Consider the following 15,598-nt stretch of genomic DNA (forward strand, 5'->3'; position numbering starts at 1 on the left):
GACTGCGGCGGCCGGATGTTGGGGAGCTCGAATGGGCACCGGTGCCAGCAGCTTTTGGCCCACTGATCAATCCGACGCTCAACAACCCAGTGAACATCGAATCTTCCAAACGCCGCGCCGGGCACCCCCGGCGCGCCGGCATCTCTCGGCGCTCGCCCTGGATGGGCGCGGCCGCGCTCACGCTCATCGCCGGTCTGGCGCATGGTCAGGAACTGCCCGCCGACACCGAGGCGGCAGCGGAGACGCCGGCCACGTCCCTCGACACCGTCACCGTCACCGCCACGCGCAGCGAGCGCTACAGCCGCGAGGTCACCGAGTCGATTGCGGTGATCGACGAAGCGCGCATAGAGGCGGCCCCGATGTTCAACGTCTCCGACGCATTGCGCGGCACCCCCGGAGTGCTGATCGAATCGATGAACGGCGGCTACGACGCGCGCATCTTCATCCGCGGTGCCGGCCTCAAGGCGAACTACGGCGTGCGCGAACTGATGCTGCTGCGCGACGGCGTACCGGTGACCGATCCCGACAGCTTCACTCGGCTCGACTTCGTCGACACCCAGGACATCCAGCGGATCGAGGTGGTCAAGGGGCCGGGCAACATCTACGCCACCGGCTCGGCCGGCGGTGTCATTCACCTGATCAGCCGCTCCGTCTTCGACCGCGGTGCTGACCAGATCAAGCTCGGCATCGGCGACTACGGCGCGCGCAACCTGCACGCGCGTATCGGTCGCGATATCGGATCGCGGCAGGCGATGTCGCTCACGCTGTCCTATCGCGAGAAGAACAACGACTGGCGCCCGCAGAATGCGTTCGAGACCGTCAATGCCGCACTCAAGCACGGAATCACGTTCGACGACGGCGCCGTGCTCGAATCCGAACTCGCTTACAACGACGCCAGCCTCGAACTGCCCGGCTCGATGAACCAGGCCCAGTACGACGAGTATCGTCGCACCGGCGAGCAGACCGACAACAACACCGCGTTCGACGACAGCGGTCGCTATTCGGAGACGTGGTCGTTCAACAGCCGTTACCTGAAGCCCGTCGGCGCGGCGCTCGTGTTCAGACCGCGCGTGTACGCCGCCTATTGGCAGCATCTGCATCCGATCACCGGCCAGATCAGCGAGGTGCCGCGCAACCTGATGCTCGGCACCGATCTGGAATTCGCACACCGTCACCAGCTCCTCGGCCTGTCCGAACTCGTCGCCGGCGTCACGCTGCGGCGCGATGACGGTGACAGCCGCAGCTACGAGTACGGTGACGTCCAGACCATCCCGTCGGGCCGCATCATCGCGACGCGCTCCGACCGCAGGGGCGATCTCGCCGGCACCAGCCAGACCACCAACGACGTTCGCGGCATCTTTGCCCAGGAAACGGTACGCCCCGCCGACGGCTGGCTGATCGACCTAGGCTTCCGGCTGGACCGTATCAGCATCAACGAGGACGCCGACGAGCGCTCGACCTACGACTTCGTATCCGGAACCTATGTCGACGGCGCCGGCACCACCCGGCTGAATCAGGCCTTCGACCTGTTCAACGCCCGCCTCGGCGCGAACTACGCATTGAGCGAGACGCTCAATCTGTTCGGTGTCGTCGCCCAGGGAGAGCAGGTGCCGTACTCCAGCGAACTGGCGGACAACCCGGCGCTCAACCCGGCCACCGTGCGCAACGTCGAGATCGGTCTAAAGGGGCGCGCCCGACACTGGGCCTTCGACATCTCGATGTTCCAGATGAAGGTCGAGGACGAGATCATCCAGGTCCTCGAGGACGTCAACGACACCAGCTTTCAGAACGCAGGACGCACCGACAAATCCGGCGTCGAGCTGGCCAGCAACTTCGAACTGACCGACGGACTCTGGGCCGGGTTCAACTACACCTACAGCGACTTCCGCTACGACGATTTCGTCGAAGTCGTCAGCGGCACCGAGTTCGACCGCTCCGGCAACCGCCTGCCGCAGATTCCGCGCCACCAGTACAGCGTGTTCGCCAGCTACCGGCACCCGATCGGCGTCAGCGCGCGCGTCCAGACTGATACCTGGGGCGAGTACGAAGTCGACAACGCCAACAGCGAGACCTTCGACGGCTACGACTGGGTCACCAGTCTGGACCTGGCCTACGAGACCGGACCGCACAAGGTGTCGGCGCATGCGCAGAACCTGTTCGACGAGCGCTACGCGGTCCGCGTCACCAAGTCGCGCGAGCTCGCGTACACCCCGGGAGCGCCACGCTCGCTCCTGATCAGCTACCGCTACCAGTTCTGAGGCCGGTCATGTTCGAGTTGGCTCACCAAACCGCGCAGATTCTGCTGTGGCCGACGCTGCTGGCGATCGACGTGCTGTTCGCGTACGCCCTGGTCGAGGCGGGACGCTTCGCCGTGCAGAGCGTCCAACGCCGTCGCGCCCGCGCCGACTGGCAGCGCTTCGTCGACACCGGCGGCCCCGGCGCGATTCCGATCCGCGGCTATCCCGTTGCGGCCCTGTTCGCATCCGACACCGGCCTGCGCCTGCACCAGGCCGAGGTCTTCGCGCTCAAGCGACTCGAAGCGGTCCGCGTCGTCACCCGCGTCACGCCGATGCTCGGGCTGGTCGCCACGCTGATCCCGATGGGCCCCGCGCTGATCGCGCTGAGCGAGAACAACGTCTATGCGATGGGCGAACACATGCGCACCGCGTTCACCGCGGTGATCCTGGGGCTGGCCACGTCGGTGATCACCTTCTGGATCGCCAGCGTGCGCAAGCGCTGGTACGCCGAGGAGATCGTCGCGCTGGAGCCGCTGCTCAAACGCACCGGGGACACGCCCGCAAGGACCGCAACCGAAGGGCGGCACCCGCACAGGGAGGCCGCCTGATGACCCTGCGCATTCTCGACGAGGACGAGGAGCTCAATCCGATTCTCTCGGTGGTCAATCTCATCGATGTCTTTCTGGTGCTGGTGGCGGCACTGCTGATCATTATCGCCCGCAATCCGCTGAACCCCTTCAGCAGCGACGACGTGACGGTGATCAAGAACCCGAACACCCCGCAGATGGAGATGCTGGTCAAGAAGGGCGAGAAGATCGAGCGCTATACCGCCAGCGAGGCGATCGGCCAGGGCGAGGGCAGCCGGGCCGGCGTCGCCTACCGGCTGAAGGACGGGTCCTTCATCTACGTTCCGGAGCAATGAGCCATCCGGCCCGTCCGGCCCACGGACGGGCCGGACGCAGTCGTTTGAACATTGACCGATATCGAGGTTCTTCCATGCGTCTTCTGATCGCCCTGGCCTGCCTGTGCCTGCCACTGCTCACCTGGGGCGCCGAACCACCCAGCGTGCTGATCGTCGCCGGGTCGGCCAGCGAGCCGGCGAAGCTGCGCATGCTGCTCGAGCTGGGCCGCGACGCCGGCCTGCGGGTCGACACCGTCAACACCGCCGGCCAGGATCCCGAACGTCTCGGCCAGCGCATGCTCGGCTACGACGCCGTGCTGCTGGATTACGTCTACATGGGCGCGCTGATGCCGGTGATCAACAGCTATCGCGGCGTGCTGGCGCGGCATCCCGGCATAGTCTTTCCCGGCCTGATGTGGCGTGACCCCAGCCTGGTCCGCGGACTGTCGCCGGAGCAGGCACGGACGCTGTTCGCGTACTACGACAACGGCGGCCGCGAAAACTACCGCCGCATGTATGCCTGGATGCGGCACACGCTGCTCGGACAGGGGGACGCGGCGGCGCCGCCGATCGTCTATCCGGACGCCGGCTACTACCACCCGGACTATCCGCAGCGCGTCTTCGCGAGTCTGGAGGCACTGCTGGCGTGGCGCGCGCCCGCCGGCGGCCAGCCGGTGATCGGCGTCGGCCTGCACCGCACGGTGCTGGCGGCCGACACCACGATGAGCGTCGATGCCGTGATCCACGGGCTCGAAGCCAGCGGTGTCTATGCCTTCGGCTACTACCACGACACCACCCAGCCGATGGCGCCGATGATGCGGCGCGACGGCGCCGTCTTTCCCGACCTGCTGATCAGCTTCCGCGGCATCATGACCAGCCCGGACCTGCGCGCCGCCGAACTCGCCGAACTCGACGTGCCGATGCTCGATGCCCTGGACGTGCGCATGGATTCGCTGGAGCAGTGGATGGCGGACGATCAGGGCTTCCCCATGTTCGCGATGGGGCCCTGGTTCGTCCAGGCCGAGATGGCCGGCATGATCGACCCGACGGTGATCTCGACCCGCACCCTCGACGACGGCCATGTACTGGTGCCCGGACATCTCGAGTCGCTGGTACAGCGCAGCCTCAACTACATCAAGCTGCGGCGCACGCCCAATGCCGACAAGCGCCTGGCGATGCTGGTATGGAACTCCCCGGAGGGCGAGGAGAACTTCAGCGCCTCGTTCCTCAACCTGCCGGAGTCGATCGTCGGCATCGAGACCGCACTGCAGCAGGCCGGCTACCGCATCGAACCGCGCGACGGCGAGCAGATCGTCCAGGCCCTGCAGTCGATGATGCGGCCGTACTACCGCGTGCACAGCGAGACCGCGATGCGCGAACTGCTGGCGCAGGATCTGGCCGAGGCCGTGCCGGTCGCCGAATACCGGGCATGGTTCGAGTCGCTGCCCGAATCGGTCCGCAGCGAAACCATGGCCGCCTGGGGCGACCCGGCGCAGACGTATCTGAACCTCGATCTCGACGGCAAGCGGGTGTTCGTGATCCCACGACTGAAACTCGGCAATCTGCTGCTGCTGCCGCAGCCGCTGCGCGGCGACAAGCGCGACCGCGAGAAGGACATCCTCCACGACAAGCGTGTGCCGGTGCACCACGCCTACCGCGCGGTCTATCACTATCTGGTCCACCACTACCGCGCCGACGCGATCATTCACCTCGGCACGCACGGCACCCAGGAGTGGCTGCCCGGCAAGGAGCTCGGGACCTGGAAGTACGACGACACGCAGACCACGGTTGGCAACGTCCCGGTGATCTACCCGTACAACGTGCAGAACGTCGGCGAGGCCCAGATCGCCAAGCGCCGCGGCCGCGCGGTCGTGATCTCGCACAACACCCCGCCGTTCGCGCCGGCCGGTCTCTACGACGAGCTCACCGTGCTGCACGAACTGACCCACAACTACCGTCTGCTCGAAGACGGCCAGGTCCGGCAGAACACCGCCGGCGAGATCCTCGACAAGCTGGTCGAGCTCGAACTGGACCAGGATCTGGCGCTGGACGTCGCACGCGAGCGCGAGGCACTGCTGGCCGATTTCCAGCCGGTGTTCGAGCGCGTGCACGCCTACCTGGAGCAGATCGCCGGCATGGCGCAGCCGCTGGGCATGCATACCTATGGCGAGGTCGCTGAGACCGACCACGTCCTGCTGACAATCCTGCAGATCCTGGGCCCCGACTACATCGCCGCCGCCGAGCGCAGCGCTGGCGTCTCCGCCGGCAGCGACGGCTTCTTCACACGCCCGTATGCCGAGATCCTGGAAACCGCGAGCTTCCGGTTGCTCAAGCGCGCACTGACCGGCGATGAATCGCTGGATGCCTTCGATCCGGCGATCCGCGATCAGCTCGCTGAGGGGCGGCGCCATTACGCCAACTTCCTCGGCGAACGCGAGATGGAGCATCTGCTGGCGGCACTCGAAGCGCGTTACATCCCCACCGGCACCGGAAACGACCCGCTGCGCAATCCCGACGCGGTTCCGACCGGACGCAACGTTTTCGCGTTCGATCCCGACAAGATCCCGACCCGGGCCGCGTGGAACGCCGGCCAGACGCTGGCGCAGGATCTGATCGATACCTACAAGGCCAAGCACGGCGTCTATCCGGACAAGCTCGCGTTTTCGCTGTGGTCCACCGAGACGCTGAAGCACTACGGCGTGCTCGAAGCCGAGGTTCTGTACCTGCTCGGCGTGCGCCCGGTGTGGAACCGGCGCGACGACGTGGTCGACGTCGAGGTCATTCCGATGAGCGAGCTCAAACGGCCGCGCGTCGATGTGGTGCTGTCGGCCACCGGCCTCTATCGGGACAATCTCTCGCCGGTGATGGACCGGTTGTCGCGCGCGGTGCTCAAGGTCGCCGCGCTGGCCGAGCCGGACAATCCCCTGCACGCCAACGCCGAAGCCCTGCGCCGGCAGCTGATCGAACGGGGGCTCGCGCCCGAACAGGCCGAGCGCCTGTCGCGCGTGCGCATGTTTGCCAATCAGTCCGGGGTCTACGGCACCCAGCTGCCCGACGCGACCCTGGCGTCCGACACCTGGGAGGACGAAACGCCGCTGGCGCAGACCTACCTGTCGCGCATGGGCTACCTGTACGGCGCCGAGGACGGCACCCGCAACGTCAAGCTCGACGACATCGACCTGTATGCCGAGAACCTGCGCGGTACCAAGGCCGCGGTGTTCTCGCGCTCGTCCAACCTGCACGGCATCCTGTCGATCGACCATCCCTTCGAGTATCTCGGGGGCATCGGCCTCGCAGTCCGCCACCTCGACGGCAGCACTCCGGACATGTACATCTCCGACCTGCGCAACAGCCGCGACTTCCGCAACGACACCGTCGCCGACTTCATCAGCAAGGAACTGCGCACCCGCTACTACCATCCACGCTGGGTTGCCGAGATGATGGCCGACGGCTACTCCGGCGCCAACGAGATCCTCGACGTGGTCAACAACTTCTGGGGCTGGAACGTCATGGATCGTGACAGCGTGCGCGCCGACCAGTGGCAGGCGCTCTACGAGATCTACGTCGAGGACCGGCTCGAGCTCGGCGTCGACGAATGGTTCAAGCAGGTGCATCCTGCAGCCCGCGCACAGATCGCCGAACGCATGCTCGAGGCCGTGCGCAAAGGCTACTGGGATGCCCCGGACGCAGTCGTCCGGCGCCTGACCGAGGTCTGGCTGGAGATCGCCGAGAACCGCGACCTCTATACCGAGAATCAGGTGTTCAAGGACTACGTCGCCGCCACCGCCGCGGGCTTCGGCCTCGACCCCGGCCCCGCCCGGCGCGATCCACAGTCCAGCGCCGAAGCGGCGCCCGAGTCGACTCAAACAGTCGAGGGCATCCGACTGGAACGCACCGCATCGACCGAGACCGAGCCGGAGCCGCGGCACTGGCTGCTGCTCGCGCTGCTGCTCGGTCTGTTCCTGATCGGCGCCATGCACGAACACTGGCGCGGACGCCCAGTGGCGCCGGTCTGAGGAATCCCGGATTTGCCCGCTCCACCGTCAGACAGGTCCGCCACTGCCGCAGTGGCGGACCTGCGAATGCGCCACCGCATCAGCGCCGGGATAATCGCCGGCCATTGAGCGCGCCTTCGCGCGTGACCCTGCAAGTTCGTTCCAATGACCACCCTCTCCCGCCGGCACGTGCCCGGACGCGTGCTGCGCAACCTGCACGACCGCATCCGCAAACCGCACAGCCTGAGCCGCGCCGGACAGACCCCGTTCGACGTGATCGCCGAAGACGAGATCGTCAGCCTGCGTCACTACCCGCCGACCGGACCGGCACGCGCCGACCGACAGCCGATCGTGATCGTGCCGCCGCTGGCGGTGAACATGCTGATCTACGACCTGTTCCCGGAGCGCAGCCTGGTCGCGTTCCTGCGCGATCTGGGGCATCCGCTGTATCTGATCGACTGGGGCCGGCCGACGCGTCAGCAGTCAGACTATCGGCTCGCAACCTACCTGACCCGCTTCATGCCGGCGATGCTGAACCGCGTGCGGGCACACAGCGGCCAGCAGCGCCTGACCCTGCACGGCTGGAGCATCGGCGCGATGCTGAGCTACGCCTATGCGGCGCTGGGCGATCCGGACATCGAACGCCTGGTGCTGGTCGGGCCGCCCTGCGACTACCACGCCAAGGGCATGCAGAACCGCCGCCTCGCCGCGCCGCTGAAGGCACTGCAGAACACCACCGGCTGGGGCGTGCATCGCTCGCCGCAGGTGCTGTGGCACGTCCCGGGCTGGGCCAACGCACTGGGGTTCAAATTGATGAGTCCGGGCACGACGCTGCGCGGCTACACGCAGCTGCTGCGACGTCTGGACGATCGCGATTTCGTTGCCGCGCACGCCACCAATGCCGCCTTCCTTGACGACATGGTTGCCTACCCCGGCGGCGTCATGCAGGACATCGTGCAGTTTCTGGTCACCGACAACGTGCTCGCGCACGGCCGCCTGCCGATCCGCGGCTGCCAGGCACGGCTGGCCGACATCCGGGCCAAGGTGCTGATGGTGATCGGCGACAAGGATCCGATCATCACGCCGCTGGCAAGCCGCCGCCTGATCGAGCTGATGGATCACGCCGATTGCGAGATGATCGAAGTACCGGGCGGACACGTGAGCATCGTCAGCGGCAGCAACGCCCCCACCGAGATCTGGCCACGTATCGCCGCGTGGCTCGCGTCAGACTAGCCTCAAATTCTTCTGCTGAACCAACAAAAAACCCGCCGGCTACCGCCGGCGGGTTTTTTCGATACAGGCATTGCAGCCGGGCTCAGCCCTGCAGCAGCTCCTCGATCGCGGCGCGCTCTTCACGCAGCTCGGTCTCGGTCGCGGTCATGCGGCTACGCGAGAACTCGTCAACGCTGAGGCCCTGCACGATCTCGTACTGGCCGTCCTTGCAGATGCAGGGATAGCCATAAACGATGCCGGGGGCGATGCCGTAGCTGCCGTCGGACGGAACGCCCATCGACACCCACTTGCCGTTGCTGCCCAGCGCCCAGTTGCGCATGTGGTCCACCGCAGCCGATGCGGCCGAAGCCGCCGACGACAGGCCACGCGCCTTGATGATGGCGGCGCCGCGCTGCTGCACGGTCGGGATGAAGTCGTTCTCGATCCAGTTCTGGTCGACCAGGCTCTTGGCCGGCTTGCCCTGCACGGTGCAGTGGCTGATGTCCGGGTACTGCGTGGAGCTGTGGTTGCCCCAGATGATCATGTTGTCGATTTCGGTGTGATGCGCACCGGTCTTGGCGCCGAGCTGCGACAGCGCACGGTTGTGATCCAGACGCACCATGGCGTGGAACTGCTTGGGGTCGAGGCCCTTGGCGGCGGTCGCGGCGATCAGCGCATTGGTGTTGGCCGGGTTGCCGACGACGAGCACGCGCACGTCCTTCGACGCCTTGGCGGCGATGGCCTTGCCCTGCGGTCCAAAGATGCCGCCATTGGCGGTCAGCAGGTCCTTGCGCTCCATGCCGGGGCCGCGCGGGCGCGCGCCAACGAGCAGGGCGTAGTCGGTGCCGGCGAAGCCTTCCATCGGGTCGGAGTGCATCTCGATACCGGCGACCAGCGGGAACGCGCAGTCGTCGATCTCCATCACGGTGCCTTTCAACTTTTCCTGCACTTCCGGCACCGGCACTTCGAGCAGCTGCAGGATGACCGGCTGGTCAGGGCCCAGCATCGAGCCGCTGGCAACACGGAAAATGAGCGAATAGGCGATCTGGCCGGCGGCACCGGTGATGGCGACCTTGACGGGCTGTTTCATAACGGACGAGCTCCCAAAAGACGGTCAAGCGGGATTAAGGGGGCGCAATTTTAACCATTTCAGGCCGAAATTGCGGGTTTCCCCCCAAAAGTCGAAACCCGCGCGGCCTGAACCACGCCGATCGGGCACCGCTTGCCTCCGTTACTGCAACACCTGCCGCGGCGGTGTGCGCATCACACGGCGCAGCGACCATGTTCCCAGCGCCGCGACGATGACCGCGCCCGCCAGGGTGCCGCCCACCCACAACAACGGCCGCGGACCGTAGGGAATGCGAAAAACCTGCTCTGCCAGCACCCAGGCCACGGTCTGCGCGGCAATCGCCGCGACCAGCCCGGCGAGGCCACCGAGCACGGCGTACTCGGCGATCAGACCGCGCAGGATCAGACCCGAGCGCGCACCCAGCGCACGCAGCAGCGCGGTCTCGCGCTCACGCTCGGTACGGGTCCCCTCGATCGCCGCCAGCAACACGGTGAGTCCGGCCGCCAGCGTGAACAGGAAAATGAATTCCACCGCCTTGATGATCCGATCGACGATGCCGCGCACCTGGTCCATCATCGCCTCGATATCCAGCGCAGTGATGTTGGGGAAGCGGTCGACCAGCGCCCGCAGCAACGCACGGTTGTCCTTCGGCAGGTAGAAGCTGGTCAGCCACTGCGCCGGCACGCTGTCCGGCACGGCGCCGGGCGGTGCCAGCAGAAAGAAATTGGGACGGAAGCTGTCCCATTCCACCGTACGGAAGTTGCTGACCGTGAAGGTGTACTGCTCGCCAGCGAAATCCAGGGTCAGGGTGTCGCCCAGCTTCAGCTTCAGGCGTTCGATCGCGTATTCGTCGGCGGACAGCAGACGCTGGCCGCGCCCGGCCTCGCCCCACCATTCGCCCTGGGTGATGCGGTTGTCGGGATTCAGCTGCGCGCTCCACGACAGATTGAAGTCGCGGTTGATCCAGCGCTGGGTTTCCGGATCGGGGAACGAATCCGCTGTGACCGCGTCGCCATTGAGTGCAACCAGGCGCCCGCGCGCCATCGGCCACAGCTCAAGGTCCGGGTAGCCGCGTTCGGCAAAGAACGCGCGCAGCGGCTCGACCTGATCAGCCTGGATGTTGATCAGAAACTGGTTCGGCGTATCCGGCGGCAGCTTCTTCTGCCAGCTCAGCAGCAGGTCCTGCCGCACAACCGAAATCAGCAGCAACGCCAGCAGTGCCAGACCGAGTGCAGTGACCTGGGCCACGGTCGAGGCGCGGCGGCGCGCGACGTTGCCGATGCCGAAGCGCCAGCTCATGCCGACACTGCGACGCAGCGGCGTCAGCGCCTGTACCAGCAATGTCGCCAGCAAGGCCAGACTCGCCAGGGTCAGAGCGGCACCGACCAGGACGATCACGGCCAATTTGGCATCGCCCGTTGCCAGCCACAGCAGCGCACCGCCGGCAGCAACGCCCGCGAGCCAGACCCCGCGCGAGGCCCCGGTGACATCCTCACTGCGCTGGAACACGCGCAGCGGCGGTGTGCGCCGTGCCACCAGCATCGGTGGCGCGGCAAAGCCCAGCAACATCAGGCAGCCCAGCGCCGCTGCCGCAGCCAGCGGCCACAACGGCGGCGGCGGCAAAGCCAACTGCAGCAGTTCACCCAGCAGATTCGCAAGCAGTGCCTGCGCGCCATAGCCCACCACGCCGCCGACGGCGGAGCCTGCCACCCCGAGCAGGCCCAGCTGCAGCAACAGCGCCCGGGCCAGAAAGCCCTGGCGCGCCCCCATGCATTTGAGCAGCGCGATTTCGTCCTTGAGCTTCTCGCCGTACTGGCGCGCGGACAGCGCCACCGCGGCGGCGGCCAACAGGGTCACCGCGAGTACGGCAACGTCGAGGAACTGCCCCGAGCGCTGCAGCGCGTTGCGCACTTCGCGGCGCGCGTCGGTGGGCGCAATGCGACGGACGTTCTCACCCATCTCCTGCGTGCTCAGCGCGGCAATCGTGTCGGGCGGGCCCGCGACCATCGTGGTGTACTGCACGCGGCTGCCCGGCCCGATCAAGCCGGAAGCCGCCAGATCCGCCGAGTTGATCATCAGGCGCGGCGCCAGATCGGCAAAGCCATTGCCGCGATCCGGCTCGTCGGCAATCACGGCATCCACACTGACTTCAATGCGGCCGATCTTCACCGCGGTACCGGGCTGCAGCCGCAGTTCCTGCCACAGCCGCGCATCGGCCCAGGCGTGGCCCGGTGCCGGCACGGTGTCGGTGGGCGTTGCCGGCTCGAACAACTGCGGCGAGACACGCAGCTGCCCGCGCAGCGGATAGCCCGGCGCCACCGCCTTGACCGAAGCCAGCGCACTGGCTTCGCCGACGAAGGCGACGCTGGCAAACTGCACCAGCGGCAGCTGCTTCACGCCGGCTGCATCGAGCTGCGCGGTCAGTTCCGGCGGCAACGGCGCCCGGCTGACGTAGAGCAGATCGGCACCCAACATGTCGCCGGTCTGCTGCGACAACGCATTACGCACGCGCTCGGTAAACAGATCCACCGAACCCACCGCGGCCACCGCGATCGCCAGTGCCAGACTCAGGATGAACAGTTCGCCCGAGCGCCAACCGCGGCGCAGGCGGCGGCTGGCGTAACCCAGCGCGCTAGCAGTCATGCAGTGTGCCCTCGCGCAATGTAACGGTGCGGTCGCAGCGCTGTGCCAGACTGACGTCGTGGGTCACCAGAATCAGCGTGGTGGACTGTGCGAGATTCATGTTGAACAGCAGATCGATGATGCGTGAGCCGGTCGCAGTGTCGAGATTGCCGGTGGGCTCATCAGCAAACAGGATGCTGGGCTGTCCGCAGAACGCACGGGCAATTGCCACGCGCTGCTGTTCGCCGCCAGACAGCTGATGCGGATAGTGCGTCATGCGTTCGGCCAGACCGACCTGATCCAGTGCCTGACGTGCACGCCCCTGCGGGTCGGACAGCCCTGCCAGCTCAGCCGGCAGCATCACGTTTTCCAGCGCGGTGAAGCCGGCCAGCAGCTGAAACGACTGGAACACGAAACCGACGCGGCCGGCGCGCAAACCCGCGCGCGCGTCCTCGTCCAGACCATTGAGACTCTTTCCGTCCAGCCACACTTCACCGGCGCTCGGCAGGTCGAGTCCGGCCAGCAGCGACAGCAGCGTTGTCTTGCCCGAACCGCTGGCGCCAACGATGGCCAGCGTCTGCCCGGCTGGAACTTCCAGATCAACGCCGGTCAAAATGCCTAACATCGCACCACCACTGCTGACGTCCTTGCGCACTGCGCGCGCACTGACTGCACTCACCTGACTCATGATCCGATCCTGCTTACGTGTATTGATGCTGGCGGTCTGCGCCATCGCCCTGCCGGCCCTGGCAGACGGTGACCTGCGCGACTTTGCCGCTCAGAAAAATCCTGCTGCCGCCAATGCGCCGGTCATCCTGGTCCTTGGCGACAGTCTCAGTGCGGCTTACGGGGTGCCGCTGTCGCAGGGTTGGGTCGCCCTGCTGCAGCAGCGTCTGGAACAACGAGGCTATCCGGACCGTGTCGTCAACGCCAGCGTCAGCGGCGAGACCAGCGCCGGCGGGCTGCGTCGGTTGCCTGAGCTGTTGGACCGTCACCATCCCCAATTCGTTCTGATCGAGCTGGGCGCGAATGACGGTCTGCGCGGCCTGCCGTTGCCACAACTGCAGGCCAATCTGCGCCAGATGGCCACGGCCGCGACAAACGCCGGGGCCCAGCCCATAGTGTTCGAGATGTACATACCCACCAATTACGGTGTGGACTATGCAGATGGATTCCGCGCCAGCTTCCATCAGGTTGCCGGCGAGATGAAATTGCCGCTGGTGCCGTTCTTCCTCGGTGCGATCGCCACCGACCCCTCGGCGTTCCAGGACGACGGCATCCACCCGAATCTGCAGTCCCAGCCCAAGCTGCTGGATGCGGTGTGGCCGACGCTGGAGCCGCTGCTGAAACCCTGAGTTTCCGGCTGCAGCTATGCGGCACACTGTTCACTGCATCCTGATGGGCGCGGCCCTCGTATAGAGCGGTAAGACCGGCGACGTCCGGTCACTCTTGAACGAGGGATCACATGAAGATTGCCGTCATCGGCTCGGGCATTTCCGGGCTATCCGCCGCGTATTACCTGGCGCAGCGCCACGAAGTCGTGTTGTTCGAGCGCGACAGCCGCGCCGGCGGCCATACCAATACCGTCACTATCGATTCCGCCAACGGTCCGCTGGCCATCGATACCGGATTCATCGTCTGCAATCCGGTCAACTATCCGAACTTCTACCCGTTTCTCGACGACCTCGGCGTTGCGCGTCAGGACACCGACATGTCACTCGGGGTGTCGGTCGAGAACGGCCGCATCGAGTGGGCCGGCGACGAACAATTATTCAAGGTTTTCGCACAGCCATCCCTGATGTTCTCACCGACGCACATCGGCATGCTGCTGGCGGTGATGCGCTTCAACAAGCAGGTCAAGCAGCTGCTGGCCGAAGACCGCCTGCCGAACATCACGCTCGGCGAATTCCTGGAGCTGAATCACTATCCGATGAGTCTGCGGCTGCGTTACGTCGCGGCCATGGCCGGCCCGATCTGGAGCAGCTCGACCCGCGGCGTGATGGAGTTCCCGTTTCCGGCCTTTGCGCGCTTCTTCGAGTCGCACGGCCTGCTCAATGTCTATGAGCGACCGCAATGGCAAACCGTCACCGGCGGCTCGCAGACTTACGTCGAGGCGCTGCTGTCGCGCTTCGCTGGGAACCTGCGCCTGGGCGTCGGCGTCGACACCCTGCGCCGCAACGCCGATGGCGTCGAGATCACCACCGCGGGCGAACAGGAGCGCTTTGACGCCGTGGTCTGCGCCGCCCATTCGGACCAGGCGCTACACATGCTCGGCGATGCCTCGGAAGCCGAGGCCGATGTTCTCGGCAACGTGCCGTACGCCGAGAACGTGGCGTTCCTGCACACCGATCCCAGCCTGATGCCGAAACGGCGCGCGGCATGGTCGAGCTGGAATGCGTTGCTGACCCGGGACGCGCTCAGCGACGATCCGATCGGGGTCAGCTACTGGATGAACAAACTGCAGAAGCTGGATCTGGAGACGCAGTACATCGTCACGCTGAATCCGGCGCAGCCGCCGCGGGCCGAGACGATTCTCTACACCACCACCTATCAGCATCCGCAGTACACGCCGGCGACGATCCGCGCACAGACCGCATTGGCCGAAATTCAGGGCCGCAACCGCATCTGGTGGGCCGGCGCGTGGACCGGCTACGGCTTTCACGAAGACGGTCTCAAGTCCGGTCTGCGCTGTGTGGCGGGCATCGATCCGCAAGCGCTGCCGTCCTGGGCCAGGCTCTAGCCATGACTGCGATCTCGGAGCGAAACGCGCCGGGTTGCCTGTATCCGGCCACAGTGATGCACCGGCGCCGCATCGCGCCGCTGTACCGTTTTGTCTATCGCGTGTTCTATCTGCTGGTCGATGTCGATCGACTCGACGAACTCGCCCGCGGTCTGCGCTGGCTGTCGCTGGACCGCTTCAATCTGCTGTCGCTGCGAACACGCGACTACGGCGGCAGCCAGGGTCTGCGCGGCTGGGCCGAGTCGGTGCTGGCCACGCAGGCGATCGATCTGGACGGCGGCCGCATCCGCCTGCTGACGATGCCGCGCGTACTCGGCCATGCCTTCAATCCGATCAATCTCTGGTACTGCGACGGACGCGGCGGCGTGCTGCGGGCGGTGATTGCCGAGGTCAACAACACCTTCGGCGAGAAACATTGCTACGTGCTCGCATCCGATGGCGCGGCACTGCCGTATGGACAAGTGATCGAGAAGGACAAGCGCTTTCATGTATCGCCCTTTCTGGATCGCCGCGGCCGCTACCGTTTCGTTCTGGGCGAGCCGGCCGAAAAGATTCGGGTGGCGATTCACGAATACGGCCTGGATGAAAGCGGCGAAGGCCAAGCGATCCTCGACGCGACGCTCAGCGGCTACCGCCAGGCACTGAACGACCGCGCCGTGCTGGGACAGGTCCTGCGGATGCCGTGGATGACGCTGAAAGTCGTCGCGGCAATTCACTGGCAGGCCCTGAAGATCTGGATTCGCGGCGCGCGACTGTTCCGAAAGCCCGAACCGCTGTCACCCGACGTCAGCTGAAACGCGTCGGCCCGCTGAACACACCACC

At 66.1% G+C, this 15,598-nt stretch carries 11 protein-coding genes; 8 read left to right on the top strand and 3 right to left on the bottom strand.

Features of this window, described 5'->3' with window-relative positions:
• Positions 1-41: 41 nt before the first annotated feature.
• The 5 genes from E4T66_RS11515 (at position 42) to E4T66_RS11535 (ending at position 8,366) form a co-directional block, all read left to right on the top strand.
• Positions 42-2,258, top strand: coding sequence for a TonB-dependent receptor (locus tag E4T66_RS11515; protein WP_169577587.1), 2,217 nt, complete (start codon positions 42-44; stop codon positions 2,256-2,258).
• An 8-nt stretch (positions 2,259-2,266) separates the two neighbouring features.
• Complete coding sequence (locus E4T66_RS11520) at positions 2,267-2,845, top strand: MotA/TolQ/ExbB proton channel family protein (RefSeq protein WP_136849190.1); 579 nt, start codon at positions 2,267-2,269, stop codon at positions 2,843-2,845.
• Positions 2,845-3,159, top strand: coding sequence for a DUF2149 domain-containing protein (locus E4T66_RS11525; protein WP_136849191.1), 315 nt, complete (start codon positions 2,845-2,847; stop codon positions 3,157-3,159). Before E4T66_RS11520 ends, E4T66_RS11525 begins: the two co-directional genes overlap by 1 nt.
• 74 nt (positions 3,160-3,233) lie before the next feature.
• Complete coding sequence (gene cobN, locus E4T66_RS11530; protein WP_169577588.1) at positions 3,234-7,154, top strand: cobaltochelatase subunit CobN; 3,921 nt, start codon at positions 3,234-3,236, stop codon at positions 7,152-7,154.
• Positions 7,155-7,298: 144 nt separating this feature from the next.
• Positions 7,299-8,366 carry an alpha/beta fold hydrolase gene (locus E4T66_RS11535; RefSeq protein WP_136849193.1) on the top strand — a complete coding sequence of 356 codons (1,068 nt, stop codon included), beginning with the start codon at positions 7,299-7,301 and terminating at the stop codon, positions 8,364-8,366.
• Between the two features lie 82 nt (positions 8,367-8,448).
• Here the strand turns inward: E4T66_RS11535 and E4T66_RS11540 are convergent, their stop codons facing one another.
• From E4T66_RS11540 to E4T66_RS11550, 3 genes are all read right to left on the bottom strand, one after another.
• Complete coding sequence (locus E4T66_RS11540) at positions 8,449-9,435, bottom strand: malate dehydrogenase (protein ID WP_136849194.1); 987 nt, start codon at positions 9,433-9,435, stop codon at positions 8,449-8,451.
• A gap of 141 nt (positions 9,436-9,576) precedes the next feature.
• A complete protein-coding gene (locus E4T66_RS11545) occupies positions 9,577-12,057 on the bottom strand; it encodes an ABC transporter permease (RefSeq protein ID WP_136849195.1) in 2,481 nt (826 codons plus the stop codon).
• Positions 12,047-12,724, bottom strand: a complete 678-nt coding sequence (locus tag E4T66_RS11550) for an ABC transporter ATP-binding protein (protein WP_136849196.1) — start codon at positions 12,722-12,724, stop codon at positions 12,047-12,049. Before E4T66_RS11550 ends, E4T66_RS11545 begins: the two co-directional genes overlap by 11 nt.
• Here E4T66_RS11550 and E4T66_RS11555 point away from each other — a divergent pair.
• The 3 genes from E4T66_RS11555 to E4T66_RS11565 all read left to right on the top strand — a co-directional run bounded on the left by E4T66_RS11555 (position 12,723) and on the right by E4T66_RS11565 (position 15,570).
• Positions 12,723-13,391: an arylesterase gene (locus tag E4T66_RS11555; RefSeq protein ID WP_136849197.1), complete on the top strand. Its 669-nt coding sequence runs from the start codon at positions 12,723-12,725 to the stop codon at positions 13,389-13,391. The two genes, E4T66_RS11550 and E4T66_RS11555, sit on opposite strands and share 2 nt — an antisense overlap.
• A gap of 110 nt (positions 13,392-13,501) precedes the next feature.
• The gene (locus E4T66_RS11560) at positions 13,502-14,776 is read left to right on the top strand and encodes an NAD(P)/FAD-dependent oxidoreductase (RefSeq protein WP_136849198.1); all 1,275 of its coding nucleotides are present in this window, start codon (positions 13,502-13,504) and stop codon (positions 14,774-14,776) included.
• A 2-nt stretch (positions 14,777-14,778) separates the two neighbouring features.
• Entirely contained in the window at positions 14,779-15,570 is a 792-nt protein-coding gene (locus E4T66_RS11565; RefSeq protein ID WP_136849199.1) for a DUF1365 domain-containing protein, read from the top strand.
• The last annotated feature ends 28 nt before the right edge of the window (positions 15,571-15,598 follow it).

It is taken from the genome of Sinimarinibacterium arenosum (assembly GCF_005047655.1).
Lineage (GTDB): Bacteria > Pseudomonadota > Gammaproteobacteria > Nevskiales > Nevskiaceae > Solimonas.

Excerpts from the sequence above, each read along its gene's own strand:
- E4T66_RS11540 (WP_136849194.1), bottom strand. The coding sequence starts at position 9,435 with ATGAAACAGCCCGTCAAGGTCGCCATCACCGGTGCCGCCGGCCAGATC.
- E4T66_RS11560 (WP_136849198.1), top strand. The coding sequence starts at position 13,502 with ATGAAGATTGCCGTCATCGGCTCGGGCATTTCCGGGCTATCCGCCGCG.
- E4T66_RS11555 (WP_136849197.1), top strand. The coding sequence starts at position 12,723 with ATGATCCGATCCTGCTTACGTGTATTGATGCTGGCGGTCTGCGCCATC.
- cobN (WP_169577588.1), top strand. The coding sequence starts at position 3,234 with ATGCGTCTTCTGATCGCCCTGGCCTGCCTGTGCCTGCCACTGCTCACC.
- E4T66_RS11565 (WP_136849199.1), top strand. The coding sequence starts at position 14,779 with ATGACTGCGATCTCGGAGCGAAACGCGCCGGGTTGCCTGTATCCGGCC.
- E4T66_RS11550 (WP_136849196.1), bottom strand. The coding sequence starts at position 12,724 with ATGAGTCAGGTGAGTGCAGTCAGTGCGCGCGCAGTGCGCAAGGACGTC.
- E4T66_RS11520 (WP_136849190.1), top strand. The coding sequence starts at position 2,267 with ATGTTCGAGTTGGCTCACCAAACCGCGCAGATTCTGCTGTGGCCGACG.
- E4T66_RS11545 (WP_136849195.1), bottom strand. The coding sequence starts at position 12,057 with ATGACTGCTAGCGCGCTGGGTTACGCCAGCCGCCGCCTGCGCCGCGGT.
- E4T66_RS11525 (WP_136849191.1), top strand. The coding sequence starts at position 2,845 with ATGACCCTGCGCATTCTCGACGAGGACGAGGAGCTCAATCCGATTCTC.
- E4T66_RS11535 (WP_136849193.1), top strand. The coding sequence starts at position 7,299 with ATGACCACCCTCTCCCGCCGGCACGTGCCCGGACGCGTGCTGCGCAAC.